Genomic DNA, 26,411 nt, shown 5'->3' with positions numbered 1-26,411 from the left:
CTTTCCTGCGGGGGCGAGTGTGGCCAGGCAGGGGCTGATCCAGTCCGGTGACTAAAGCCTAACAACCCCTCACTCACGTTAAAAATCGACTGAGGCTATGTCAGGCATTGGCGTGGCCTATGTTTCTTCGGGCCCAACGCTTTGCAGCACTTCGGTTGCGATATCGAGAAATGCCCGCTCGGCATGGGTTGCGTGGCGCGCGGGATCCGCGATGAAATAGAGATCGGCCCTAAGGTCAGGCCCCGGTAGATCGATCTGCCATAGGGTTTCATCACGCAACTCGCGTTGCACCGCGTGCACCGGTAAAACGCCGATCCCGATTCCCGCTGCGATCATCCGGCAGACCTCGACAAAGTCTCCACTGGTGCCGCTGATATTGCGGCCTAGCCCGGTGCCGTCGCGCAGCGCAATCATTGGTTCGGGCGCGCGTCCTTCAGCATCGCAGGAAAACGCAATGAAAGGTAAGTCACGCACTTCGTCGAGCGTCACGTCACTCCGTCCAAAAAGGGGGTGCTCGGCCCCGCAGAACACCCCGTAGCGTGCCCGAAGCAGAAGCTGGCAGGTCAGCCTTGAGAGCGGGCGAAGCATCAAGCAAAGCCCAAAGGACACACTCCCAGAGGCGACGTTGTGCAAGATCGTGTGGCTCGATGCGATCTGGAGTTCAAGCACCACCGCCGGGTGCCGCTGATGCATCAGTCGTAAGATCTCATTGAAGACTGCACTCCGCGCGCCCGTCACAACTTGAATCTGCACCGTACCCACTAATCCCGAATGCAACGCTTTCAGTTTTTCTTCGGCCCGGAGTGACGCCTCGAACATCTTCTCGACCTCCGAAAACAGCGTCTGCCCGGCCGCCGTCAGTTCGAATTCGCGTTGCCCGCGTTGCACCAGCGTCTGGCCGAGGCTTTCTTCCAGGCGTTTGAGGGCAGCGCTGACGGTCGGTTGGGTGACACCCTGCGCCTTGGCCGCACGGGTCACACCTTTTTTCGATGCGATGAAATAGAAACTGCGCAACAGTCCCCAGTTCTCGCATCTGCCGGGGCGGTCAGATTTCGATGTTAACGCCTTGTTCATCAAGCGACATTCTGGACGACGAGCCGCGCCCGCAACGCTGCAATTTGGTCCAGCATGGCAGGCCGGGCCGACGAGATATCCGCCTCGATCGCTCGACGCGCAGCCGTCCCGTCCCGGAGTTCCAAAGCCTGCAAAAGTTCGTAATGGTGACGGTTCAGCCCCACAGGTTCTGTATCGTAGTAGCATGCCACCAACGGGCCCATCTGCAGCCAAAGCCCCTTGAGCACTTTCTGCAGGGTTGGCATTCCCGCGAGTGTGCTGAGCGCAAGGTGAAATTCCTGGTTGCCCTCGGTCGCCAGTGCCCAATTCTGCCGCACGATGGCGCGGTCATTGCGTTCCAGCAGTTTGCGCAACTCGCGGATCTGAACCGGCGTCGCATGCTGCGCGGCCTTTTCGGCGGCCAGCCCCTCCAGCGAAAGTCGGATTTCGAGGATCTCGAGATAGGTGGCTTCGGTCATGACCGGTACGCGCACATCTTTAGGCGAGCGGTGTTCAAGCACGTTCTCTTGGGTCAGCTGCTTCACCGCATCGCGGACAGGTGTACTGCTCACGCCAAGCTGATCGGCCAGCCCCCGGATCGTCAGGCGATCATTCGGGCGCATCTGCCCGGTCAGAAGCGCCTTTGCGATCCGGTCATAGACTTGATCTCCAAGAGGGATACGCCCGATGAGTTCCATGCCGTTGCAAACCTTCGCGATGAGGAATTTGATGTATGATGCATCAAAACTCCTTGCCACGCCAGTCTGGAACGCTTTAGCTGTTGGTTGAGACTCACCGACAGTTCGAAAGATGTGCCCCATGGACCTGCGCCCGAATTCCGACGAAGCCCGCGATATCGCGTACCACTTCCACAGCTACACCAATGCTCGCCTGCACGAGCAGAACGGGCCGCTGATCATGGATCGGGGCGAGGGGGTTCATGTGTTCGACACCCACGGCAACAAATACATCGAAGGCATGTCCGGCCTGTGGAGCGTGGCTGTCGGATTTAATGAACAGCGCCTGATCGACGCCGCAACCCGACAGATGAGCAAGCTGCCCTACTATCACAATTTCGCGCACCGCTCGCACGGGCCGGCGATCGATCTGGCGGAAAAGCTGATCGGCATGGCGCCGGTCCTGATGAGCAAGGTGTTCTTCACCAATTCCGGGTCCGAAGCGAATGACACGATCCTCAAGATGCTGTGGTATCGCTCCAACAGCCTTGGCAAGCCCGAGAAGAAGAAAGTGATTTCGCGCATGCGCGGCTATCACGGGGTGACGATTGCATCCGCGTCGATGACCGGGCTGCCGTACAACCACAAATCCTTCGACCTGCCGCTGCCCGGCGTGCTGCACACCACCTGCCCGCATTACTGGCGCGAAGGCCGCGACGGCGAGAGCGAAGAACAATTCGCCACCCGCTGCGCCGAGGACCTCGACGCGATGATCCAGGCTGAAGGGCCCGACACGATTGCCGCCTTCATCGCCGAACCGGTGATGGGCGCGGGTGGGGTTGTCGTGCCGCCCAAAACCTATTGGGAGAAAATCCAGAAGGTGCTGGGCCAGTACGACATCCTGCTGATCGCCGACGAGGTGATTTGTGGGTTTGGCCGCACCGGCAAGATGTTCGGCTGTGACACTTTCCAGATCAAGCCCGACATCATGACCATGTCCAAGCAGATCACGTCGTCCTATTTCCCATTCTCGGCTTTCATGATGACGGAAGAGGTCTACGCCCCCATCGCCGACGAATCCGGCCGCATTGGCGTGCTGGGTCACGGCTATACCGGCGGCGCGCATCCGGTGGGTGCGGCGGTGGCGCTGGAGAACCTCAAGATCATCGAAGAGCGCGATCTGGTGGCGAACGCAGCCGAACGCGGCGCGGAATTGCAGGCAGGTCTGGCCAAGTTCACCGGCCACCCGCTGGTGGGTGAGGCACGCGGCGTTGGCTTGATCGCAGCCCTGGAAATCGTGGCCCCCGAAGGTCGCGCCGAAGAGTTCGCACCGGGCAAACTGGGCGCAGGGCTTGGTGCGCATTTTCTGAAAAACGGCCTGATCTCGCGCAACATGACGGACGCCATGGCCTTCTGCCCGCCAATGATCATCACGCCCACTCAGGTCACCGAAATCCTGTCAGCAGTCGAGAAAAGCCTAGATGCGTTCCAGGCAGAGCTCGCTGCGTGATGCAGTGCCCGTTTGTGTCTCGGGCAATCACCATGTTAGTCGACGACAAAATAGGTCAATTATCGCATGTCGTATATGCCTCCTCCCGATTGGCAGGCGGTCCATGATCGAAATGGTGGAGTAACGCGCGAATGTACTATTTGTCCGACTCTACAAAGTGAGTTATCGCAAAATGCAGTTGCAACATTAGCAGGCATGCCGCGCTCTGCAGCGGATATGTCCGCTAACGTCTAGCGATGCCGCCAACCAGTCGGTCTGCAGGTCAGAGCGCGAAAAACTATTCGCCCCCAGTGACGTTAGAACTTGTCGGTTATGGAGGGTAGTCGTTTCTGCTGAGCAATCCGTTAATCGCTCTAACTACAGACTAAGCGCGGTCTCTTGATCGACGCAAGTTTTCACCAAACCTTCGAAAAATATCCGAATGCGCGCTGCTTTTGCGCCATACCAGAACGATTTGTCGTGGCGTTGCGCCCTCGAGGTTCGACAGATGCAGGTCATGTCCAGCGGTGAGCCCTGCATCAATCGCGAGGTTCGGTAACAGTGTCACGCCGATTCCTTCCTCGACCATCGAGACCAGTGTCGGCAAACTCGTGGCCGAAAAGGATTCGTCCTCTTCAAGCGCGACTCCGGGAACGCTTGATAGGGCATGTTTTTGTAAACAGTGGCCGCGTTCGAGGAGCAACAGACGACGACCGGCTAGATCGGTTCCTTCAACCCGCGACAGATTGGCCAGCGGGTGGGCGCGGGGTGTGGCAAGGCTGTAATCGTCCTTGAACAGTAGCATGGTTTCCACCTGTGGCGGCAAGTCATGGGGTAATGCGATCAGGATAAGATCCAGACGGCCATCTGTTAGGCCATGTAAAAGAGACTCGGTGAGTTCTTCGCGCAGGTAGATCTTCATCTTGGGCCACGTATCACGCAGACTTGGCAATGCGCGTGGCAGCAAGAATGGACCAACCGTCGGAATCACACCCAGCCTAAGCTGCGTCATGCCGACAGATGTTTCTGCGTGTGCGGCGGCTTCGAAATCCGCCGCTTTTGCCAGTATTTCGCGCGCTCGTTCCGCCAGGGCCATACCGATCGACGTCATGAGAACCGAATGAGTGCTGCGTTCGGCCACCTGCACTCCAAGTCGGGCTTCCATCTCTTTGAGACCAGTGGACAGGGTGGATTGCGTGACATTGCAGATCTCGGCTGCGCGCGAGAAATTCGTTGTATCTGCGAGGGCAACAAGAAACCGCATTTGGCGAAGTGTCGTCATGGCGACCTTTGGTTATCGAGAAAACAGATCACCACGGTCGTTTAATTCAATTTCCAGAATATATCCAGAGTGTCTATCTCGGTCTCAGATGAACACAAGGAGAGACCACGATGAACGCTGTCACCGAAATTACATCGCAGACGCAGGTTGCGCTGCCCCGCCTTAACGAACCTGCACCAGCTTTCGATGCGCTGACAACGCACGGTCGCAAAAGCTTGGCGGACTATCACGGCAAATGGCTGATCCTGTTTTCGCACCCGGCCGATTTCACCCCGGTTTGCACGACAGAGTTTACCGCGTTTGCCCGCCGGGCAGATGACTTCGCCGCCCTGAACACCGAGTTGATCGGTCTGTCTATCGACAGCCATTATGCCCACATCGCATGGGTTAGATCGATCAAGGAAAGCTTTGGTGTGGATATCCGTTTTCCAATCATTGCAGATCTCGACATGAAGGTGGCCCAAGCCTACGGCATGATCCAGCCGGGTGCTTCGGACACACAAGCCGTACGCGCGACCTTTATCATCGACCCCGAAGGTATCCTGCGGGCGATGGTCTACTACCCGATGACCAATGGTCGGTCGATCGACGAGTTTTACCGCCTGGTTCAAGCACTTCAGACTGCAGACACCCACAAGGTCGCAACGCCCGAGAACTGGATGCCTGGTCAGGATGTGATCGTGCCGACGCCGCAAACTACCGATGCAGCCGAGGCGCGTCTGTCCGAAGGATATGACACCAAGGATTGGTATTTCTCAACAAAAGCGCTCTGAGCGTTGGGCGCAGGTGCCCTTCCCGATATATGTCTTTCGGGAAGGGTTCACGTGTCAGGCGGACGCGGTGCGGCCCGAGCAAGATCCAGATAAATCGGGTCGCAACGCGAGTAAATCCATCAAACCGCAATTGCCGCGTACGAGGTCTTCAAGCGTCACCATGTCCAACTCGTGATAAAACGCCTCCAACGCTCGGACGACGTACGAGCGCAGACGGCATGTGGACGCAAGTGGGCAGGTGTTGCGAATTTCGTCAAAGCATTCGGCAAATGGGATTTCGGTCTCAAAAATGCGAAACACCGCACCAATCGAAATCCGGTTAGAGGGTTTCGCAAGACGGATGCCCCCAGTGCGCCCCCGTAGGGTTTCCAGATAGCCTTCGGACTGTAGGCGCTGAACGACGCGCGCGACATGATTGATGGACGCATTGCAGCGCTCTGCAATATCTGACGTGCGTACAATTTGATCTTCATTGACTGCGCAAAACATCAGGGTGCGCGCGGCAAGATTAGTTCGGGTCGTCAGACGCATTCCGTTTCCTTTAAGTTCCGACAGATATTTCACATCTCAGATACCGATTTCTTTGATCTAAATCACGTCAATTCGCAAGATCATGCCGTAATAGGCCGGAAGCTTCGGAAAAGGATGCGGACAGTGCATGATCACGCGAGCCCAATTGAGATAGAGTCGCCAGTTTCGATATTCGGAGCGGCACTATCCGTTCTTTCGAACTTGGTTTGGCTTGCGCAGGCTTGGGTGCTCGCAACCGTGCTCGCAGCGCTTCTGTCTGGCACTGCGATTGATGTATGGCTTGCATCGTTCTCGTTTCTGGGCCTCGGCATCGCGCGGGCGCTTTTGAACCAACAGGCGCAGGCAGATCTGAGCAGGGCTGCGGAGAAACACATCCAAGAATTGCGGCAAGCCATCATCGCTACGGAAACCGAGACAGACGAAGTATCCCGATTTGGGGGCGCTGGATCGATTGCTGCACTCGCGACTGAAAAACTCGATGCACTTCGTCCGTTTCTGCTGCGTTACACACCTGCGCGCTTGCGTGTCATGACGGTGCCGCTAAGCATTCTTGCAATCACGGCATGGCACAGTTGGGCTGCGGCAGTTGTATTGCTAGCGGCAGGACCATTGATCCCAGTTTTCATGGCGCTGGTCGGTTGGGCCGCGAAAGAGGCCAGCGCGCGCCAGATGGTCGAGATCGGGTCCCTGAATGACCTGCTTGCGGACCGGTTGGCGGCGTTGGCTGATCTTACGCTTACCGGTGCTGGTCCTCAGGTCATCGAAGGGTTCGCAACGGCGTCCGACGCACTTCGGTACAAGACGATGGCGGTTCTGAGGGTTGCATTCCTGTCCTCGACGGTGCTCGAGCTTTTTTCGGCGCTTGGCGTGGCGATGATTGCTGTATGGGTCGGTTTCGCGCTCTTGGGCGAAATCACTTGGGGCACGTGGGGTGGGCCGCTGACACCTTCGGCGGGAATCTACCTGCTTCTGCTGGCTCCGGATTTCTTCCAGCCTTTGCGCGATCTTGCAGCCGCGTGGCACGACAAATCTGCAGCTGATGCTGTGCGGGAAGATTTAGATTCGTGGCGCGATGATGCGCGGCGCAAGATACTGGGGGCTGGCAAGACGGTTCGTGCGGTGACCTTTCAAGGCCTGTCCTTGCAGGATGTGATGGTTGGCCATGCGGATCGAACCCTTCGTTTTCCCGACCTGGAAGTCAGGCCCGGCGATAGCCTAGCCATCAGTGGGCCCAGCGGCGTCGGGAAGACGACTCTGCTGCGGCTGTTAGCTGGACTGGAACAGCCGACGCACGGTGCTGTCTTACTGAACGCTGCACCTCTGTCAGACGCAAAGGCTGACGCATGGCGTGCCGCTTTGGGGTGGATGCCGCAAACGCCGCGCTTTTTGGCACGCAGCTTGCGGCATAACATCGGTTTTGGCGTTCCGTTGGATGACGATGTCCTTCAGCTCTCGCGAGTGTCTCCTATCCTGAGCGGATTGCCTGCTAAGGATCTGACACAATTGGGCGAAAGCGGCGCAGGTTTGTCGGGCGGTGAAGCGCGCCGCGTGATGCTGGCGCGTGCGCTGCATCGTAGTCCGTCCCTACTTTTGGCAGACGAACCGACGGCCGACCTCGACGCCGAAACGGCCAATGATATCATCGACGGTCTGCTCGCCTACGTCGCGGGTGGTGGCACTTTGATCACCACGACACACGACCCGCGCCTGCTGGACCGGATGCCAAGGGTCATTCGGCTGGAGGATGGCGCATGAGTTCGCTCTTTCGGATCATCCGCCTGCTTTTGGTTGGAGAACGCCGTGCCTTTGTCCAAGGGATGGCATTGTCGATGGCGGTATTGATCATGGGAGTCGCGCTTTTGGCCGTGTCGGGCTGGTTCATCACTGCCGCCGCGGCTGCTGGAATGATTGGGCTTGGCACGCTGTTCAACGTCTTTGCACCGTCGGCAATGGTACGGTTTCTGGCCCTTGGCCGTACGGTTGCGCGGTACGGAGAGCGGCTGACCACCCACGATGCAACGCTGCGCGCGCTGTCCAACCTGCGTGTGCGACTGCTAAGTGGTGTCGGGACGTCCCCGTACCGTCAGATCGAGCGTTTGCGGGCAAGTGTCTTTCTGAACCGCGTGACGTCCGATGTCGATGCGCTGGACGGTTTAGCCCTGCGGCTGGTTCTGCCCGGAGTGGCGGGCTTGATGGTGATCAGTTTGACGGCTTTGGCCGTTGGGCTCTTGGTTCACCCTATGATTTCTGGTGTAATCCTTGTGGGCTACGGGATCGGTCCGACATTGGTCTTCTTTTGGGGGCAAAGCAGGGCAGACGCGCCATCCCGCAAGGCACAGGCGGGTATGCAAGCGCTTCGCAGTCGGATGATCGACTTGATCGCTTCGCGGGAAGAACTGATCGCTTTCGGTCAGGTGCCAGAGGCAAAGGCAGGCGTTCAGAACGCGGCACAGTTTCATTCAAAGAGCCTGTCCGAAGTTGAGCGGATTGAGCGAGCAACAGGCGTCTGGCTCGACATTATGGGATGGGCCGTCGTTGCTGCAACGCTTGGGATTGGTGTCTCTCTGGTGCAAACGGGCGAGACCACGGCGGCTCGGGCGGCTATCGGGATTTTTGCTGCTCTTGCCTTGTCCGAGGCCGTAGCCCCGGTGCGCCGCGCCTTGTCGGACATTGGCCGAATGCGGTTGGCGGCAAAACGGATTGTACCTTTGATCGACCGTCACAGCGCGCCAACTGAAGCAGTCGTGCGTCTTGGCAAGCCAGTGCTTGTTGCAAAGGGTTTTTCGGCAGCAAGCAATAGCAATGCCATGCCGCTTTTTGCGCCGATCTCCTTTTCCGTAGCGCCGGGTGAAACCGTAGCGCTGACCGGGCGCAGTGGCTGTGGAAAATCGACTGCCTTGTTGATGGCGGCCGGGCAGGGTTCGCCGTGTGTCGGCGACATGCAGTTCGGCGGAAAGGACATAGCTCGGGTCGAAAGGGAGCTTCGGGCCAAGCTGATTGCGATGGTGCCCCAACATCATGCGTTGGTCGCAGGGACAATTGCCGAAAACCTCAGACTTGCGGCACCAGAAGCAACGGATGCTGACCTTTGGGCAGTGCTTCAGGCCGTTCGTCTGAACGAAACTATCGCTTTGAAAGGCGGGCTGGATGCCGTGCTCGGGTTTCGGGGTGCAGGCCTGTCCGGTGGGGAGGGGCGGCGGTTGGTTTTGGCGCGCGCGGTGCTTCGAAAGCCAAAGCTTCTTTTGCTGGACGAGCCGACCGAGGGTCTGGATGCGCCTTTGGCGAAGCGCGTGCTGGAAGGCATCAGGTTTGCATTGCCAGATGCGGCGATCCTTATGGCTGCGCATCGTCCGGAAGAGGTCGGGTTTGCAGATCGGGTGATCGCCCCGAGCCCGTCCATCCGCGTCGGGTAAATAATCTGCATCTTCGTTGCCGGTTTTTGACCCAGATCAAATAACACATTTCGGAATCAGCATATGAAGCTTTTAATCCGCATCTGTGATGCGAATTAATTGGTATTTAAGGAGCATCTCATGGAGATCGGACTGGTCGAGCTGTCGCGCATGCAGTTTGCGCTGACGGCCATGTATCACTTTCTCTTCGTGCCGCTGACGCTGGGTCTGTCGATCCTCGTGGCGATTATGGAGACCGTCTATGTCATGACCAACCGCCCCATCTGGCGACAGATGACGAAATTCTGGGGCACGCTGTTTGGCATAAACTTTGTGCTGGGCGTCGCGACAGGCATCACTATGGAATTCCAGTTCGGTATGAACTGGAGCTATTACAGCCACTATGTCGGCGACATCTTCGGCGCGCCTCTGGCCATCGAAGGGTTAATGGCATTCTTCCTTGAAGCGACATTCGTCGGCCTGTTCTTCTTTGGCTGGGACAAGCTGAGCAAGGTGCAGCACATGGTGGTGGCGTGGTTGGTCGCCATCGGGTCGAATTTCTCGGCTTTGTGGATCTTGATTGCCAATGGCTGGATGCAGAATCCAGTCGGGGCTGAATTCAACCCCGACACAATGCGTATGGAGATGACATCATTCTTCGACGTGTTGTTCAACGAGGTGGCGCAAGCGAAATTCGTACACACCGTTTCGGCGGGATATGTCACGGCATCAGTCTTCGTGCTGGGTGTCTCGGCGCTCTACCTGATCCAGAACAAACACAAGGATCTTGCCCGCCGGTCCATCGCAGTCGCGTCCGCCTTCGGCCTTGCCGCCGCTTTGTCCGTGGTCGTTCTCGGCGACGAGTCCGGATATTCGGCGAGCCACACACAGAAGATGAAACTCGCCGCGATTGAGGCGATGTGGGAAACGCATGACGCACCCGCACCGTTCACCGCTATCGGTTTCCCGGACCAGGAAGCGCGTGAGACGCATTACGCTGTCGAAATCCCTTGGGCGATGGGCCTCATTGGGACACGGTCGCTGACACAGGAAATCCCGGGCATCAATGATCTGGTCGCTGAATCCGAAGTGAAAATCCGCGATGGCCTGATTGCATATGACGCTCTGATGACCATTCGCGAACAACGCGAGGTGACGCCGCCGGAAGTGCGCGAGACTTTCGAGGCGCATTCCGACAACCTGGGTTATGCTTTGCTGCTGAAGCAGTATGTCGATGATCCGCGCGACGCTTCTGAGTCACAGATCAAGATGGCGGCGGATGATACCGTTCCCGGTGTCGCGCCACTCTTCTGGGCCTTCCGACTTATGGTTGCGCTTGGTTTCAGCTTTATCGCGGTGATGGCCTATTTCTTCTACCGCGCCTCGTTCCGGAACATGCAGTTCCCACGCTGGTCACTTTATGCGGCAGTTGCCATCATCCCGACGCCTTGGATCGCTGCCGAACTGGGCTGGTTCGTGGCTGAGTTCGGCCGCCAGCCCTGGACTGTGGACGGCGTGCTCCCGACAGCGCTCAGCGCATCGCACCTGAGCATCGCGGATCTGCTGATCACATTGGCCGGGTTCCTGATCTTCTATTCGGTCCTCTTCGTGATCGAGGTGAGCCTGATGGTGAAATACATCCGCAAGGGCCCGTTCCAGGACGTCGAAGAAACCAATGCTTGGCAGGAACGGCACGAAGCGCGGCTGCGCTCTGAGACTCCCGCTCCGACCCTTGCTGCCACACCTGCGGAGTAAGAAAGATGATCCTCTTTGAACTGATCGAATACGATATCCTTCGCGTGATCTGGTGGGCGCTTCTTGGTGTGCTGCTGATTGGATTTGCCCTGACCGACGGGTTCGATATGGGGGTAGGCGCACTGCTGCCCTTCGTCGCCAAGACCGACGTGGAACGCCGCGTGGCGATTAATACAGTCGGCCCGGTCTGGGAAGGCAACCAAGTGTGGTTCATCCTTGGGGGCGGCGCGATCTTTGCCGCTTGGCCGCCACTTTACGCGGTCAGCTTCTCGGGCTTTTACCTTGCGATGTTCGTGGTGCTAGCCGCCTTCATCGTACGCCCGGTGGCGTTCAAGTACCGGTCCAAGCGCGAGGGCGCGGCATGGCGCACACGCTGGGACTGGGCGTTGTTTGCAGGCGGTGCCGTGCCTTCGCTATTGTTTGGCGTGGCTGTCGGCAACGTGCTCTTGGGTGTTCCGTTCTACCTGACCGAAGACTTGATGCCGATGTATCCGGGCAACTTTGCCATCAAGTTCATCGGTCTGCTGCGCCCCTTTGCGTTGCTTGCTGGGGTGGTCTCGTTGTCGATGCTGCTGATGCACGGGGCGGCATGGCTGTCTTTGAAAGCTGAAGGCGTTGTTGCCGAACGCGCACGCGCCATCGGGATCAAGGCAGGGATCGTCGCTGCTGCGGGCTATGCGCTGGCGGGTCTGTGGCTGGCCTTTGGAGTTGATGGCTTTGCCTTGGGCGAGGTCGCGGCCAATGGCCCGTCCAATCCGCTCTATTCCGAAGTGGCCCGCGGTGGGTCGTGGCTGTCGGCCTATGCCGAGCGTCCGTGGATCGTGATTGCGCCAGTTATGGCATTTGTCGGGATCGCGCTTGCCGTGCTTGGTCTGAAGGCCGGGCGCGAGGTGTCGACGCTGCTCTGGTCCAAGATGGGAATCCTCGGGATCATTTCGTCTGTCGGCCTGACCATGTTCCCGTTCATTCTGCCTTCCACCCTCGATCCCAACAGCTCTCTCACCGTGTGGGACGCCTCGTCGTCGCATCAGACGTTGTTCATCATGCTGGTCGTCACGGCGATCTTTATGCCGCTGATCCTGATGTACACCGCATGGGTTTACAAAGTGCTCTGGGGCAAAGTCACCGAAGCACAAGTTACTGAAAACGCTGACACAGTTTACTGAGGGAGCCTCCAATGAAACGTATCGCTACCGCTCTGGCCGCAATCGCAATTGCCACCGCCAGTTTGGGTCCAACAACCCCAGCACTCGCCCAAAGCGCCGAAAAGCCCGGTCTCTTTGTCAACCTGACGACAGACGACACTTGGTCTGCCGCGAAAGCCATCATGTTCGCCCATGAAAAGGCACTCAAGAACGGGCATGAGCCTGTTGCAATCTGGCTGAACGTACGGGCCGTCTATTTGGCCGACAAAAAGCGTGCCAGCCACATTCACGGGCTCATGGCCGAAAACGGCACTTCGATCCAAGACATGCTGACCGCGTTCATCGCGGATGGTGGGCAGGTGATCATGTGCAGTGCCTGTTCCAAAGCCGCCGGGCTGACCGAGGCCGACTATATCGACGGCGTGACTATGGGGACATGGCCCATTGTCGAAGATTTGCTTTTCGACCCCGATGTCAAAACCCTCGCTTGGTAACCCGAAAGGATCAAAACCATGTGGTATTTCGCTTGGCTTCTTGGCCTTCCTCTCGCCGCACTGTTCGCTGTTCTGAACGCAATCTGGCTCGAGATGCGGACCGACGCCTGTTTCTCGGACGAAGGTGACTGTCCGATGGGTGAAGACACCCACTGAACGACCGGGGGCTTGTTCCTTCCTCCCCCAGTCCTGCGCGGGCCCCGTTATGGCAAGGGGTCCGCGCGCCCAAAACACTTCGAACTCTTCAAAGGATACTCAACATGAAAAAGATCATCCTCGCTGCCTGTGCCGCAATGGTCCTGACCGGACCCGTGCTTGCACAAGAGGCCCCCGAAACACTGGTCACAATTCTGACTGCGCCGGAACCACAGACCCAGTTGATGGCGATAGTTCTTGCGATGCAGGCCGCGCAGCAAGGCGCAGCACCTCATATTCTGCTTTGTGGTCCAGCAGGTGACCTTGCGCTGAAAGACGCGCCCGCGTCTGCCACCGCACCGCAACCACCTCTTGATATGAGCCCCAAAGGCCTGCTTACCAAGATCGCCGGTATGCCCGAAGCCAAAGTCGAGGTTTGCGCCATCTACCTACCCGGCAAAGGCGCGCAGGCTGATGTGTTGATGGACGGTGTGACCGTGGCTCAACCGCCCGCAATGGCAGCGGCAATGATTGCACCGAACGCACGGATCGCAAGCTACTGAAACCAAGGCCCGCGGACCCAAAGGTGCGTGGGCTTTTTCATCTTCACTTCGGATGTATGCGGAGGAATACACTTATGGACATCAAGCTGAACAGACGACAGATGCTGTCGCTCGCGGCTGGCGGTGCCGCACTGGCTGCGACCGGCGGGGCACAGCGCGCCGCGGCGCAGGTCGCCACCAAGGCACGTATCGTGATCATCGGCGCTGGCGCCGGGGGCACGTCGCTTGCGAACCGGTTGGTTGAACGTCTTGACGGTGCGCAGATTACGGTGATCGACCCGCGCGCTGAGCATTTGTATCAACCGGGCTTGTCACTTGTGGCTGCTGGTTTGAAACCCGAAAACTATGTGGTGTCCAAGACAACAGACTGGCTGCCCAAGAGCGTGACCCTGATCGCCGAGGCTGCATCCGCCATCGACCCAGAGGCCAAGACTGTCGATACCGCGGGCGGTCAATCCATTGCCTATGATTTCCTTGTCGTGGCCCCGGGCCTGATCTTGGACCACGATGCCATAGATGGTTTCTCGCTTGACATGGTCGGCAAGAATGGCATCGGTGCGCTTTACGCCGGTCCGCAATACGCCGCCGCCACATGGCAGGCCGCGCAGGCCTATACTGAAACAGGTGGCGTAGGCCTGTTCACCCGCCCCGCAACCGAGATGAAATGCGCGGGTGCGCCGCTCAAACACACATTCCTGATCGAAGATATTGCTCGAACGGCTAACACACGTGGCAAGTTGGATGTGCATTACATGTCCAACAATGACAGCCTGTTCGGCGTGCCCATCGTGTCTGAAAAGGTGCGGATGTTGTTCGGTGACAGAGGTATCACACCCGCCTATTCCCACGTGCTCAGCGGCATCGACGCTGGCGCAAAGACAGCCACGTTTGTTACTCCAGATGGCGCGGTCACCCGCGAATACGACTATATCCACGTTATCCCGCCGCAGCGTGCGCCCGAAGTGATCCGCCAGTCCGGTCTAAGTTGGGCAGACAAGTGGACCGATCAAGGTTGGGTCGAATGCGATAACGCCACCTTGCACCACTTGCGCTATGACACAATCTGGGCACTTGGGGATGTGGCCGGTGTACCCAAAGGCAAGACGGCCGCGTCGGTCAAATGGCAGGTGCCAGTGGTCGAAGACGGGTTGATCGCTGCCATCGAGGGTCGCGCCTCGACCGAAACGTACAACGGCTACACGTCCTGCCCGATGATCACGCGCGTCGGTCGCGCGATGCTTGTCGAATTTGATTATAACAACAACCTTGTCCCATCCTTCCCGGGCATCATAGCGCCGCTTGAAGAGCTTTGGATCAGCTGGCTGATGAAGGAAGTGGCCTTGAAGGCGACCTATAACGCCATGCTGCGTGGACGCGCATAAGGAGCTTTGACATGAAAGATATGACGTTTGGCACAATCCTCGCCGTATTCGAAGAAATCTTCGGCATCGGCTTGTTCTGGACACTGGTGGCGGCTGCGGCACTTGTCACTGCGACGTACATCTACGTTTTGATCCGGGATCACAGCATCTCTTGGCGCAAGTTCCTGCTGGCACAGCTGTCCATGCCGATTGGCGCGGTCTTGGCGGTCTGGTTCATACTCGTGGTGACCAGTTCGAAACTCAGTGATCTCGGCGGGCCAGTCGACATTATAGTGTTCTTTGGAATTGCCACAGCCGGAGCCATAGGCACCGCGATTTTGGTTTACACGATACAGTCTCTTGTCCGACCCAGGCAATAAGGTGGCAGCTGCTGAATGTGGTGAATGAAAGGGCGCGTACCCGCATACGCACCGCATTTGGTGCCCAGACGCAAAGCATCGGTAGGGTGCCAATCTGATCTTGTAAAAGTGGTGCCCGGGGGCGGCATAAACTGTTGTTTTTATTACAATAAGTTACGAGACGGTGGGACTTTTTTCTTTCACCATGTTTATTGGATTTTTTCGGATATGTGTCCCACTTTTCCGCAGGGGATCAGGGCAAGAAATGACAACTCGAGCCCGCGCTGCATCGCCCCAGCGCCTGGACATGCCAGCGGCGATCCTTACCAATGGTTTCAGTAGAAAAGATCAATCTTGAAGAGTGTGACTGACCCACGCCTCACCTGCCCGATCTGCATGCACCGTGAGGCCGGATTGATCCCCGCCCCTCGGCATGTGCCGGCGTGGGATGACCTGACCGGCCCGGAACAGATGACCATGCTGGCCGAAGTGGGCGCCGCACTCGGCCGCGGCACGGCTGGTTTCGTTGCCGCATCCGATCACGACCATTTCCACCTGCGGGAAGCCAGTGGCGCACGCCTGACAACCGGTGGCCGCGATCCGCTGCTACCGTTGCTCGCCGAACGGCTGGACGCTGCGCAATCGGTCGACCTTGCGATTGCCTTTGCCATGGACAGCGGCGTGGCCCTGCTTGAGCCCTGGTTCCGGGAGCTTCTGGCCCGCGGCGGGCGGCTTCGGATCGTGGTGGGCGATTATCTCGACACCACCGATCCGACCGCTTTGGCGCGCCTTCTTGACCTGGAAGGCGCGGAGCTTTTCGTGTTCGAGACGGGCGGCCTCAGCTTTCACCCCAAGGCGTGGCTATTCCGCGCCGCCGATGCGCGCGGGGCGGCGATTGTCGGTAGCTCGAACCTATCCCAATCGGCGTTGACCGATGGCGTGGAATGGAACCTGCATTCCGAGGATGCAGCAGACAGCGTGTCAGCCGCGTTCGATGACCTGCTGACACGCCCCGAGGTGAAGCCCCTGAGGGCCGCTTGGATCGATGCCTATGCGAAACGTCGCAGGGCGCGACCGATGCCCGAGTTCACTGCCCGCGTCGTCGCCGATGAAGGTCCGCCGCCAGAGCCGCACACGATTCAGCAGGAGGCGTTGGCGGCGCTCGCACACAGCCGATCCAACGGCCACCGCGCCGGGCTGGTCGTGCTGGCCACCGGGCTGGGCAAGACCTGGCTGGCCGCCTTTGACACGATCTATGCCAAGGTGGGCCGCATTCTCTTCGTCGCCCATCGCGACGAGATTCTGACCCAAGCGATGGCGGCCTTTCGCAAGGTCCGTCCCGAGGCCAAGCTTGGCCGCTACACGGGCACCGAGAAAGAAGCGGATGCGGAAATCCTCTTCGCCTCGGTTCAGACACTGGGCCGCGTCGGTCACTTGCGCCAGTTCGATCGGGATCATTTCGACTACATCGTGGTTGACGAATTCCACCACGCCGCCGCCGGCACCTATCAGAAGCTGATCGAGCATTTCACACCCGGTTTCCTGCTTGGTCTGACCGCGACACCAGACCGGACCGATGGCGCGGACCTCCTCAGCCTGTGTGGTGAAAACCTCGTCTACGAATGTGACCTGTTTCGCGGGATCGACGCGGGCCACCTGTCGCCCTTCCACTATTTCGGTGTGCCGGATGACGTGGATTATGCCCAGATCCCCTGGCGCTCCGGCCAGTTCGATCCGACCGCACTGGACGCAGCCCTGGCCACCGAGGCCCGGGCACTGAACGCTCTGGATCAATACCGCAAACGCGCAACCGGTCCCGCGATCGGCTTTTGCTGTTCCATGCGCCACGCCGACTACATGGCAGAGTATTTCCGCACCGCCGGACTGAAGGCCGTTGCCGTCCATTCGGGCCAAAGCTCCGCACCGCGCGCGAGTTCCCTGGCAGCGCTCGGTCGCGGCGAGATCGACATCCTCTTCGCGGTCGACATGTTCAACGAAGGCGTGGACGTGCCAGAGATCGGCACCGTCCTGATGCTGCGCCCGACCGAAAGCGCGATCATTTGGCTGCAGCAACTCGGCCGCGGCCTGCGCCGCGTCGAGGGCAAGGTTCTGCAGGTGATCGACTATATCGGCAACCACCGCAGCTTCCTGACCAAGGTCGCGACCCTTTTACAGGCCGGCGCAGGGGATCGCTCGATCTCGACCAAGCTGGACGCGCTTCAAGCCGGTGATTTCCAGATGCCGAAGGGCTGCGAGATCACCTATGAGCTCGAGGTCATCGACATACTGCGCAATCTCCTCCACCCGAAGGAAGGCGCGGCGGAGCTCGAAGCCTTCTATGTCGACTTCCGGGACCGGAATGGCATCCGCCCCACGGCTGTCGAAGTCTTCCGCAACGGCTTCGATCCCCGCGCATCCGGCCATGGCGGCTGGTTTGATTTCGTACGAGACATGGGCGACCTCTTGGCTGAACGTCCCTTCGCTACTCACGGTCGTCTATTGCGTGAGTTGGAACGTCCCAAAGGCTTATCTCGATCCGCCTTGACCGGATTGCGCGACGTCGTAGCCGGGCGGCGACCGAGCGAAGGCGTGTCAGAGCTGGCCTTCAACCCGCACCTGGCTCAGGGCAGCGACGGATTTCGGCTGGCGCGACCTGACGCCTCCGGCGAGTTGGAACCGCTCGTGCGCGAGTTGGTCGAATGGCGCCTGGCGGAAACGCCCATCGTGCGCGAGGCCGCCGAGGCGTCCGCGACCTTTGTCGGACAGCCACAAGCTCTGGAGCTTTGGCAGCGCTATTACGTGCCTGACATCGCCGAGTTCTTTGGCGAAGAGTACAAGCAGAATGTCTGGCGGACCGGGATGAAGGCGCTGGCGGCGAAGAAGATCATGATCCTTCTCGCCAATGTCTCGACACAGGACCTGACCTACGAGAACGCGTTTCTCAGCCCGTCACGGCTGAAATGGTTCAGCCAGAATCAGACGCGGCAGGACAGCAAACACGGCAGGATTATCAGCGGTGAGGAAGGTCATGAAGTGCATTTATTCATCCGGCGCGGTAATAAGGTGAACGGCAAGGTCAACCCGTTCATCTACTGCGGGCAACCCAGGTTCGCCGGATGGGAAGGCGAGAAACCAATTGAAGTACAGTGGGAATTAGCTTCGCCAGCACCGCGCGAGCTTTGGGCGGAGCTCGGAATTCCAAATCAAGACTGATAGCTTAGAAAAAACCAATTTAGCGTTGCCCCTGAGGGCATAGGAACACAACAGCACATGGCAAACACGGAGCGGCAAGGGCTGATTTCACGCTTTTTCGCGCGGGCCAGCGACACAGACCAAGACGTACGCACGACCGAAGGGCCTCCTTCTTCTTGCCACGAGGCCTGGGGCGACAATGCAACGCGTTCGGTCAGTGGCTTGGTCAAGTCAGTTCTGCAGCACCCAAGTTGTTTGATTGTGACGGGGTATCAGGACTTCCTGTCGTCACTCACCATCTTGCTCGAAACAGTCGAAAACCTTGGCGAACGCCCAGAGGGCAGTATTCGCATTGCCTTTGGTTCCAACACCGAAACACGGCAGGTTTTGGGTGGCGGCGGCCGGTCAGTGGCCGAAGAAGCGCGCCAGCATTTTCTTGGCGCAAAGGGCTTTTCGGTTGTTGATTTGGCCGACCTGCGCGCAGTTCTTGCAATGGATGCAATCGAACGCGGAATCATCAAGTTCCGCATTTTCGATCCCGATCTGGCAGAAGAAAAACTAGGGCGCCGTCCACCAATGCTTCACGCGAAGCTTTTTGTAGGTGGGGACAAGGCACTTTCGGGAAGTGCCAATTTCTCGATCAACGGTTTGCGCCGCAATCTGGAATTCATGGACGACGCCGAGGCCTGGCCCGAACTTGCGACTGCGCGTCGCGCGGCCGCCGAGCAGTATTGGGACATGGGGCGCGATTGGACTGAAACAGCGCTGGAAATCCTGCGAGCGCTGATCCGCCTTGTCTCACCCGAAGAAGCGGTGGCCAGAACGGTGCAAGAAGCCACAACCTTCACCCCCTGGCGTGTCGCAGGCGAGACCAGCGCCGGACGTCCGCCTCAACCCTTCCAGGCCGATCTTGTCTATGAGGCTGCAGGGACGGTCTATGAACACGGCTTTGCCTTTGTCGAAGCGCCAACCGGGGCCGGTAAGACCGACATCGGAAAACACCTGGCGACGGTTCTACCGGTCAGCCATGGGCAGACGGTCTTTTCCTGGGGCGAGCGCGCCGACCAACAACGGCTTGGGTCGCTTGCATTGATTCCCGCCAGCGTTCTGAAAAACTGGACGACGAATGCACCGGCCAATTTCAAACCCATCAAGCACAGTCACCTGTCGCGGCGAGGTAAGGAGGAGACTGCCGAACTCGAAGAAATAAATCGGGCGGTCCGTTCGTCCGCGTCAATGATCGTCGATGAAAGCCACCGACTGAGCTCGCGATACCTTGCACCTTCTGCACGCTCGCTTGTCTTCGAACGCAGTCCGGCGATCTGGACCGCCTGTTTGTCGGCCACGCTAATGGGAAACCAGGGCCTGGACGGCTTGCTTGCATTCCATGAGAAGCGCGCGTCGATCTATGTGCCTCCGCCCATCACGGAGCAGATCAACCAACACATGGCCAAGGTTCGAAAGCGGGGAGAGCTCGTGCGCCACCTCGACCAGATGAACCGCAGGATCGAAGATCAAAGCGTGCAGGACGACCTGTTCGACAGCGCGGAAGCACTACAGGTCGAAGTCAACAAAGTCGAACGCCAGCTAGAGACAGGCGGGTTGCAAATCAGTACCCTTCAGGAAGGCTTGGCCGACGCCCTCGCCCCGTACGTTGTGCGGCGCCAACGGGACTGCATCGGGGAGAGTGCGGATCGAAAAACCGGTGCTTTCGTTTATCCAATGATCCGAAGCCACAGGGAAGATACAGCACTGATCGATCAGCAGCGCCAAATCATTGAGCGGATCAAGGCATTGGCGGAATCCATCACGACTGGGGTCACCCTTGTGTCTGCTGATCCCCAACGCGCTGCCCACACAGAAATCAAATTCCACGACAAATCGCGTATTCACATCCGGAACTTCCTTGCTTTGCTGCGCGCGTCGATAACCTTTGCACGTGAAGAATGGGCCAGAGAGCGCGACAGCGAAGCCGATCAGCGAGGGCGGGCATCCATCGGAGAAAACCTAAGACGTGCCGAGAAACAGAATGCCCGCGGGATTGCCGTTCCGGATGGAGCGCTGCTCGAGGAAGTCGATGCCGAAGCTGAGGAAAGCGAAACTCCGATTTGCGACCGGATCAGTAGGCTTCTGAATCATCCCAGCCTCGACAGCATTGATGAAGCCCGGGCCGGCGTCATGCGAGACATCCTTCGAAAGCATGGCCATGCCATCTTCCTTGCTGAGCGGGTCGGCGTGCTCGAGGTCTATGCCAGGCTTCTTGCTGGGCATCGCGGAAGAGGACCCGAAGTCTTCGTGGTCGCACCTGGTGCACGGATCAAGACCGGTAAGAAGCTGCATCACATCCGATCGGGAGCAGATTCGCAGGAGTATTTCGGCATCGATGGGAAACATGTCGACCCGCTAAAGCCACGGGCCATGTTCCTCACATTCCAGATGGCGGAAGGGATCAACCTCCAAATCGCCTCTGCGCTTGGGATCATTGGCGTCACGTCCGACGTCAAGAGCCTCATTCAGGGGTTGGGCCGGATCGACCGGATCGACAGTCCCAATTCCCGCATCCACTACTACACCTTCGACCTGCCCGGGCTGGTTCTGTCATCGGATCACAAGGCGCGCGCTCGTGTCGCCAGCATCGCCCTTCTGTCAGGTGTTGGCGCCGAAGACCTTCCATCAGAGTTGGTTGAGTTTTCTGCCGGTGATCTGACCGATCTTGTTCTCGAACAGGTGAAGAAACCGCGCATCCTCCGCCCCAACAACTACTTCGATCAGCTTGAAGCTCTTCGGCGTGTATTGCCGGCAGAGGTTCTAGACCGGGTTCAGAATGCAAACCCTCGTGGCCTCTGGGGCGCCGAACTTTGCCTTCTGTCATCAGCTGAGCCAGTCACCATCCTTCTCTTGGGCGGTCGCACAGGTAGCCCCCAGGAGCCTACCGTTCTACCGCCCCGCCTTATTGCCGTGCGAGATGTTGATGGGCGCGCAGAGATCATTGGCGACCAGGTTGAAGCCGCTAGGTTCCTTTACGCCGCCTATGCCGAAACGCGTCGCCGAGGCATGCAAAGCCACCGCCCAGAACTGAACGCGATATCCGCTACATTCAGCCGGCTCGGCAGCACCCTTGCGCATCTGACCCACTGGGATGTTCGGCCAGCTCGAACGGTTTCCCTTCTCGCGTCGCTCGCTAGTTTTCTGTCAGGCCACGACACAGGTGATGCTGGTCAAGGGCTCTTCGGCTCCTTAACTCTGCCAACGCTGGAAAAGCTGGCAGAAACCTGGGCACACGAGCTCGATGTGTTCTGGATCGAGGCGAAGGAGACGGTTAGCCAAAGGAGTGCATCTGGCGGCGAAATCCCCGACTATCTCGGGATCGACGCGATCTACCGAGCTTTCCAAGAACAGCCAGACGATGTCCGCTCGGCTGTAAGTGAAAGGATGCAGGAACTCTTTGCTCGGTGCACGGCATTGTCAGAGGGACAATCGATCGATGTACTGAGCCGGGTTGCCGTCATTTTTGAAGCCAGACAGTAGGCCGAAACCTCTTCCGAGCCCTGCCACGATTGGCTTTACGGAGTTGACGCTCTCGGCCTAGACCAGCCCTTGGTTTTGATAACTCGCGCTGCACTGCAGCATTGCAAGAGCAAACATTGGTTGGAAAGTGATACCCACTTGCGAATTGGGTAGTAACTCCCAAGTCTTAGTTGCCGACCTAGACCCGGATGGATAAAGTAGAACAAAATACAAACATTTCGAGCAGACACATGAGAGCTTTCATTTCTTACTCCCATCGAGATGCAGATGCACTTGGCCGCTTACATGTTCATCTTGCGAACCTTTAGCGGGAAGGTCGGATCAAGACATGGTACGACCGCGAAATCTTGGCGGGTGAGGTCTTGGATGATGAAATCAGCGAAGAGCTAGAGGCGGCTGAACTTTTCCTGCTGATGGTTAGCCCCGACTTCATAGCGTCCAACTATTGTGTCGAACGAGAGATGCAACGAGCTTTGGAGCGGCACGAAGCGGGCATGGCACAGGTTGTCCCTATCATCGTCGAACCATGCGACTGGGCTGCAATGCCTCAGCTCCGACGGTTAAAAGCGGTGCCGAAGGACGGTCTGCCGATCTCGGAATGGACGAACGCGAATACTGCATACCTAGATGTCATTCAGGAAATTCGCCGGATAGTCGATGCAGGTGTGTCGAATGCACTCGATTCAACTGCTGATGAAACAGAGCCAGCGTCAACACAACAAGTCGCCCCCCGCTATCGCGTTCAACGAGACTTCGACGAAATCGACCACAGTGAATATCGCGACGCTGCGTTCACTGCGATCAAGAACTATTTCAAGCTGGCGATTGCTGAGATAGATGCTGTCGAGGGGCTGCGGGGCCGATTTGTAGACCGTGGCGCGAACTCCTTTGGCAGCACCGTTGTCAATCGTGGCCGGCAGCATGGAACGGCGCATATCACAGTGCACTGCCGAAACGCGGGGTTCGCTTTGGGCGACATCTATTTTTCTTTCACTGAGAATGCAGCAGACAATACGGCAAACGGCGGCTTCAACGTCTCTTCCGACGAATACGAACAGTTCCTTATTGTGACTATGTCGATGTTCGGGAACGAAACTGACCAGCTAAATCCTGAGCAAGCTGCAGAGTACTTATGGAACCAGTTTATTGAGCAAGCAGGCATCAGTCATGCCTGAGCGTGCTCGCTTTCGCTGCAACAATTGCGGTCACCGTTTCGAAACCGCGTTGCTCAGCAAGAACGAGCAACGTGAAGCTCGCCGCGATAATCGACCGACCAAAGCTGTACATTGTCCTGAGTGCCGTCGTACCGACATTCGCATGGGTTGGGATTAGTGGAGATGCTAAAATCGGAACTATAGGGCCATTCACGATCATCCCAGCTACCGCGCATGGGTTATTATTCGGAGAGAAAAAATGCTGTCGCCAAGTGAATTCATAGTCGGAAAAGTCGGTATCGCAAAGCCACTCAGCTTGATCCTGCCGACCTCGAAGTACGAGGAAACATTACTGGTTGGCCAACTCAACGACGTGCCGACGGCGGTTTTTCTTTCAGGGCAGCATAAATCGATGTTCTTCGAGGCCGAAAGCAACGAAAGCTGGGGTGGGCTGATTATTCCATCTGTACGAATTGAGATCGATGAGGCTAGCTTCGTTGAAGAGTACTCTTCTGAAGCGCCCATGCTTTCAGTGACTAGGACCTACACAAAACTTGTTGTGGCGGCGCAAGCAGAAAGACCGTTCGGCCGTCAAATCCAAATCACCTTGCACGAAGGGCTGGTTTCATCGGGAGAGGCCAAGGCTAAGTTTGCGAATTGGCAGATTGTTCTTGGGGAGGGTCAAGACAAGCGTGTCTTGTGGACTGCGACATGATCCACGTCCCATTTGAACGTCGTTTTGCACTGCCATCAGAAGAGCGACTGCGCGACCCAGACTACATGTCTATCTGGGGCAGTTATGAGCACGGTTCCCTACGTTGGAGCGACCTCTATGCTCACCGCTGTGTCGTCGTCTTGGGTGAGGGGAAGTGCGGTAAGACCCATGAATTCAAACAACAAAAGCAAGCGCTCCAGGATCAGGGACACGCTGCGTTTTTTGTCCCACTCGAATTGCTTCAAGACGGAGAGTTTTTGGACTCAATCACCGCGGAAGAAGAGCAAGAATTTCAGCACTGGTTAGAGGCATCTGACGCAGAGGCAGTGTTCTTTTTAGACGCGGTCGACGAGTTGAAGTTGCGTAAGGGCACGCTGCGGCGTGCATTGCGAAAAATTCAGGCTGCTATCGGAGCGCAGACACACCGGGCGCGCTTCTTCATTTCATGTCGACCAAATGATTGGTCTGACGAGCTGGATTTTCAGGTTGTGACCGCTTTGGTTGCGCCGAGAGAAAGAGCCGCCGAGGTTACTGAAGCTCCAGCAGGTGAAGAAGTCTTCACGGCAGTGATTGCACGAGATGGCGGCCCACCCCCTAGTGATGGGGAGGAGGGGGCCAGCGGCAGGGAGGAACCTGTAAAGGTTTTCGCGCTTTTGCCGTTATCTAGAAATGAGATCGTTGAATTTGCACGTCTTTACGCAGCAGATCACGCTGATGTCTTTGCCCAGCACTTGGAGGAAAAAGAGCTCTGGCATCTCTACCAATTGCCTGCCGACATCATGGCTGCGCTTGACCAGTTGGCGACGGAAGGGCAACTCGGCAACCTTCAGGAACAATTGGTCTTTGGCATTGGCCAACGGCTTCGCGAAACCTCTGACAAAAAGCGCAACGATCTGAGCGTAAAAAAAGGCATGGAAGGGGCGGAGCGGATTGCGCTTGCGCTATTTCTAATGAAGCGCAGGTCAATCTACTTTGTAGCGCCTGGCGGTGACGCAGAGGGAGTCAGTGTAGCCGACATCCTGCCGGACTGGTCGCACGATGAGCAGGTCGAGTTGCTTGGCAAGTCCTTGTTTGACCCCACAGGCGTCGGTGCTGTGCGCTTTCATCATCGATCCACGCAGGAGTTCTTGGCCGCACAACGCCTTCAGAAGTTGCGTGAGCAAGGTCTTGCGACAAACGACCTCCATCACCTGTTGTTCGCGAGCGTCGGACAAGAGCGAGTGATAGTCCCAAGTATGGAACCTGTGGTGGCATGGTTGGCACTGTGGAACCCCGACGTTCTGACTGATGTGAAGGAGCGGAACCCTCTCTTACTGTTCCGCCAGGGAATCCCCGCGATTCTGAGCCTCGAACTGCGCGCGGAACTGTTACGCAGGTTCGTTGAGCAATATTCTGGTAGCGACTGGCGCAGGGTCGGCGTTGGGCACACTGAGCTGAAGCGCGTGTCGACACCGGAGCTGGCGCCGCTGGTGCAAGAGTTGTGGGACCAAGCCTATACAGGTCACGACACGCGAGAGCTGCTTCTCGAAATGGTGTACCTGACGCCAATGGCTGATTGCGCCGATTTGGCGTTTCAAGCGGCCTTCGACGAGAGCTTGGATTTCCACCATCGGACATACGCTGTCTGGGCAGTTCTTAGATGTGGAAGCAGTCAACAGAAACGCGAGATCGGGACTAGCATGGTGGCGGGCAATTGGCCCGAACGGGTTGTGCGCAATGCGCTGCCTGATCTGTTTCCTGAAGCAATTGAACTGGCAGAGTTTCTGGCTCTTGCAAGATCGCTGAACGAAGTACCGCGTTCCGTTCATGGCTTGGGCTACGCACTACTTCAGGCGATCAAGTCGGATGCCATGAGCGCAGAGCAAAGGGTCCAAATCAGGGACGACCTGGTCGACGCAATTTGGGTGAACCGCACCGAAGAAAGTCGCGTCTACCAAGCGCATTCAAGCTATGATCACTTCGTCGATCCCGTGATAGCGGTTTGCGATCTGACTCCACCTCAGTCCACCGAAGAAATCCCACGTTGGGCATGGAGTGTTGCAGTGGCCTTTCACTTTGGAGAGCGCCGCGAAAGCATAGTCGCCAAAGAGGAAACCAAAAGGTTGCAAGAGGCATTGTCCGAGAGTGTTGCTTTGCGGGAAGGTTACTTTTGGGCGTGCTTCGACTTGGCAGAAGCTCTTGAAAAGCCCGAGAACGATTGGCATCGATTTGTACGATCCGATTATGGGCGGATCCTACGACCTTTTACTGAGTTGGATTTCCCTTGGCTTCTTCGCGCACTTGCGAATGGCGCAATAGAGGACCGTCGCGGCGTAGCGTTCTATACGCTGAGCAATTTCGTCCGAGGCGGCGAAAACGCCCAACTTGCGGTCGAAATAGCAGAGCTAATCTCCGACCGAGAGGACCTCCAAGAAGAACTTGAGCGGATGTTGAATCCTCCACCTCAAGAACCCGACGAGCACGAAATTGAACACCAAAATTGGCAGCGCGAACGTGAGATCGAAGAAGCTGAGCGGCAGGATGGTTGGAAACAATGGCGGCAGGAGGTTCTTGCTGCTGAAGATCTAATGCTGGGGGAAGCAGACCGGGACAACACGCTATATAACTTGCACAATGTCATGCAGCACACGGAACGCGACCACAATACGTGGGGGTATTGGGATGCACAGTTTGTTGCGACGGCGTTTTCTCCGGAATTTCTCGCCGGTGTAAGAGAAGGTCTCTCTGATTTCTGGCGACGCACCGACGTATCGCTGTTCAGTGAGCGCGCAGAAGAAGATCGGAATAGCTATTCAGCCGCCAGCCTTATGGCT

General features: G+C 57.7%; 20 protein-coding genes. 16 read left to right on the top strand and 4 right to left on the bottom strand.

Annotated elements, in window-relative coordinates:
• Positions 1 to 117 precede the first annotated feature (117 nt).
• Entirely contained in the window at positions 118 to 1,074 is a 957-nt protein-coding gene (locus MCRY_RS18055) for a LysR family transcriptional regulator (protein WP_085632479.1), read from the bottom strand.
• Entirely contained in the window at positions 1,074 to 1,751 is a 678-nt protein-coding gene (locus tag MCRY_RS18050) for a GntR family transcriptional regulator (RefSeq protein ID WP_085632477.1), read from the bottom strand. The genes MCRY_RS18055 and MCRY_RS18050 overlap by 1 nt, the downstream gene beginning before the upstream one ends.
• A gap of 121 nt (positions 1,752 to 1,872) precedes the next feature.
• Between MCRY_RS18050 and MCRY_RS18045 the strand changes: the two genes are divergently transcribed.
• On the top strand, positions 1,873 to 3,240 hold the full coding sequence (locus MCRY_RS18045) for an aspartate aminotransferase family protein (protein WP_085632475.1): 1,368 nt from the start codon (positions 1,873 to 1,875) through the stop codon (positions 3,238 to 3,240).
• A gap of 364 nt (positions 3,241 to 3,604) precedes the next feature.
• On the opposite strand, the gene MCRY_RS18040 is transcribed toward MCRY_RS18045, so the two are convergent.
• A complete protein-coding gene (locus MCRY_RS18040; RefSeq protein ID WP_085632473.1) occupies positions 3,605 to 4,501 on the bottom strand; it encodes a hydrogen peroxide-inducible genes activator in 897 nt (298 codons plus the stop codon).
• A 110-nt stretch (positions 4,502 to 4,611) separates the two neighbouring features.
• Here MCRY_RS18040 and MCRY_RS18035 point away from each other — a divergent pair, with 110 nt between their 5' ends.
• Positions 4,612 to 5,274: a peroxiredoxin gene (locus MCRY_RS18035; protein WP_085632471.1), complete on the top strand. Its 663-nt coding sequence runs from the start codon at positions 4,612 to 4,614 to the stop codon at positions 5,272 to 5,274.
• Positions 5,275 to 5,328: 54 nt separating this feature from the next.
• Here the strand turns inward: MCRY_RS18035 and MCRY_RS18030 are convergent, their stop codons facing one another.
• Positions 5,329 to 5,805, bottom strand: coding sequence for an RrF2 family transcriptional regulator (locus MCRY_RS18030; RefSeq protein WP_085632469.1), 477 nt, complete (start codon positions 5,803 to 5,805; stop codon positions 5,329 to 5,331).
• 114 nt (positions 5,806 to 5,919) lie between these two features.
• Here MCRY_RS18030 and MCRY_RS18025 point away from each other — a divergent pair, with 114 nt between their 5' ends.
• From MCRY_RS18025 to MCRY_RS17960, 14 genes are all read left to right on the top strand, one after another.
• The gene (locus MCRY_RS18025) at positions 5,920 to 7,560 is read left to right on the top strand and encodes an ABC transporter ATP-binding protein/permease (RefSeq protein WP_085632467.1); all 1,641 of its coding nucleotides are present in this window, start codon (positions 5,920 to 5,922) and stop codon (positions 7,558 to 7,560) included.
• Positions 7,557 to 9,218, top strand: coding sequence for an amino acid ABC transporter ATP-binding/permease protein (locus MCRY_RS18020; RefSeq protein WP_085632465.1), 1,662 nt, complete (start codon positions 7,557 to 7,559; stop codon positions 9,216 to 9,218). Before MCRY_RS18025 ends, MCRY_RS18020 begins: the two co-directional genes overlap by 4 nt.
• Before the next feature lie 120 nt (positions 9,219 to 9,338).
• The gene (locus tag MCRY_RS18015) at positions 9,339 to 10,952 is read left to right on the top strand and encodes a cytochrome ubiquinol oxidase subunit I (RefSeq protein WP_085632463.1); all 1,614 of its coding nucleotides are present in this window, start codon (positions 9,339 to 9,341) and stop codon (positions 10,950 to 10,952) included.
• A gap of 5 nt (positions 10,953 to 10,957) precedes the next feature.
• Entirely contained in the window at positions 10,958 to 12,118 is a 1,161-nt protein-coding gene (cydB, locus tag MCRY_RS18010; RefSeq protein WP_085632461.1) for a cytochrome d ubiquinol oxidase subunit II, read from the top strand.
• Between the two features lie 11 nt (positions 12,119 to 12,129).
• Complete coding sequence (locus tag MCRY_RS18005) at positions 12,130 to 12,591, top strand: DsrE family protein (protein WP_085632459.1); 462 nt, start codon at positions 12,130 to 12,132, stop codon at positions 12,589 to 12,591.
• An 18-nt stretch (positions 12,592 to 12,609) separates the two neighbouring features.
• Positions 12,610 to 12,747, top strand: a complete 138-nt coding sequence (gene cydX / locus MCRY_RS18000; RefSeq protein WP_085632457.1) for a cytochrome bd-I oxidase subunit CydX — start codon at positions 12,610 to 12,612, stop codon at positions 12,745 to 12,747.
• 104 nt (positions 12,748 to 12,851) lie between these two features.
• Positions 12,852 to 13,289 (top strand): hypothetical protein, encoded by a 438-nt coding sequence (locus MCRY_RS17995; RefSeq protein WP_085632455.1) that lies wholly within the window; start codon positions 12,852 to 12,854, stop codon positions 13,287 to 13,289.
• Between the two features lie 74 nt (positions 13,290 to 13,363).
• Positions 13,364 to 14,671 (top strand): NAD(P)/FAD-dependent oxidoreductase, encoded by a 1,308-nt coding sequence (locus tag MCRY_RS17990; RefSeq protein ID WP_085632453.1) that lies wholly within the window; start codon positions 13,364 to 13,366, stop codon positions 14,669 to 14,671.
• Positions 14,672 to 14,682: 11 nt separating this feature from the next.
• On the top strand, positions 14,683 to 15,030 hold the full coding sequence (locus MCRY_RS17985; protein ID WP_085632451.1) for a DUF5368 domain-containing protein: 348 nt from the start codon (positions 14,683 to 14,685) through the stop codon (positions 15,028 to 15,030).
• 342 nt (positions 15,031 to 15,372) lie between these two features.
• Positions 15,373 to 18,222, top strand: a complete 2,850-nt coding sequence (locus tag MCRY_RS17980; protein ID WP_244897926.1) for a DUF3427 domain-containing protein — start codon at positions 15,373 to 15,375, stop codon at positions 18,220 to 18,222.
• 57 nt (positions 18,223 to 18,279) lie between these two features.
• Positions 18,280 to 21,729, top strand: a complete 3,450-nt coding sequence (locus MCRY_RS17975) for a phospholipase D-like domain-containing protein (protein ID WP_085632449.1) — start codon at positions 18,280 to 18,282, stop codon at positions 21,727 to 21,729.
• Between the two features lie 320 nt (positions 21,730 to 22,049).
• On the top strand, positions 22,050 to 22,904 hold the full coding sequence (locus MCRY_RS17970) for a toll/interleukin-1 receptor domain-containing protein (RefSeq protein WP_085632447.1): 855 nt from the start codon (positions 22,050 to 22,052) through the stop codon (positions 22,902 to 22,904).
• A 238-nt stretch (positions 22,905 to 23,142) separates the two neighbouring features.
• Positions 23,143 to 23,598, top strand: a complete 456-nt coding sequence (locus MCRY_RS17965; RefSeq protein ID WP_085632445.1) for a hypothetical protein — start codon at positions 23,143 to 23,145, stop codon at positions 23,596 to 23,598.
• Positions 23,595 to 26,411 (top strand): NACHT domain-containing protein (locus tag MCRY_RS17960; RefSeq protein ID WP_217808237.1); only part of this gene is annotated, 2,817 nt, incomplete at its 3' end. The genes MCRY_RS17965 and MCRY_RS17960, both read left to right, overlap by 4 nt.

Origin of the sequence: Marivita cryptomonadis (assembly GCF_002115725.1) — a bacterium.
In the GTDB taxonomy this organism is placed as follows: Bacteria; Pseudomonadota; Alphaproteobacteria; order Rhodobacterales; family Rhodobacteraceae; genus Marivita; species Marivita cryptomonadis.
The sequence above is the reverse complement of the archived record's forward strand: the minus strand, read 5'-3'. Positions and strand labels throughout refer to the sequence as shown.

Coding starts and splice junctions, on each gene's coding strand:
- MCRY_RS18055 (WP_085632479.1), bottom strand. CDS start 1,074: ATGAACAAGGCGTTAACATCGAAATCTGACCGCCCCGGCAGATGCGAG.
- MCRY_RS18050 (WP_085632477.1), bottom strand. CDS start 1,751: ATGGAACTCATCGGGCGTATCCCTCTTGGAGATCAAGTCTATGACCGG.
- MCRY_RS18045 (WP_085632475.1), top strand. CDS start 1,873: ATGGACCTGCGCCCGAATTCCGACGAAGCCCGCGATATCGCGTACCAC.
- MCRY_RS18040 (WP_085632473.1), bottom strand. CDS start 4,501: ATGACGACACTTCGCCAAATGCGGTTTCTTGTTGCCCTCGCAGATACA.
- MCRY_RS18035 (WP_085632471.1), top strand. CDS start 4,612: ATGAACGCTGTCACCGAAATTACATCGCAGACGCAGGTTGCGCTGCCC.
- MCRY_RS18030 (WP_085632469.1), bottom strand. CDS start 5,805: ATGCGTCTGACGACCCGAACTAATCTTGCCGCGCGCACCCTGATGTTT.
- MCRY_RS18025 (WP_085632467.1), top strand. CDS start 5,920: ATGCGGACAGTGCATGATCACGCGAGCCCAATTGAGATAGAGTCGCCA.
- MCRY_RS18020 (WP_085632465.1), top strand. CDS start 7,557: ATGAGTTCGCTCTTTCGGATCATCCGCCTGCTTTTGGTTGGAGAACGC.
- MCRY_RS18015 (WP_085632463.1), top strand. CDS start 9,339: ATGGAGATCGGACTGGTCGAGCTGTCGCGCATGCAGTTTGCGCTGACG.
- cydB (WP_085632461.1), top strand. CDS start 10,958: ATGATCCTCTTTGAACTGATCGAATACGATATCCTTCGCGTGATCTGG.
- MCRY_RS18005 (WP_085632459.1), top strand. CDS start 12,130: ATGAAACGTATCGCTACCGCTCTGGCCGCAATCGCAATTGCCACCGCC.
- cydX (WP_085632457.1), top strand. CDS start 12,610: ATGTGGTATTTCGCTTGGCTTCTTGGCCTTCCTCTCGCCGCACTGTTC.
- MCRY_RS17995 (WP_085632455.1), top strand. CDS start 12,852: ATGAAAAAGATCATCCTCGCTGCCTGTGCCGCAATGGTCCTGACCGGA.
- MCRY_RS17990 (WP_085632453.1), top strand. CDS start 13,364: ATGGACATCAAGCTGAACAGACGACAGATGCTGTCGCTCGCGGCTGGC.
- MCRY_RS17985 (WP_085632451.1), top strand. CDS start 14,683: ATGAAAGATATGACGTTTGGCACAATCCTCGCCGTATTCGAAGAAATC.
- MCRY_RS17975 (WP_085632449.1), top strand. CDS start 18,280: ATGGCAAACACGGAGCGGCAAGGGCTGATTTCACGCTTTTTCGCGCGG.
- MCRY_RS17965 (WP_085632445.1), top strand. CDS start 23,143: ATGCTGTCGCCAAGTGAATTCATAGTCGGAAAAGTCGGTATCGCAAAG.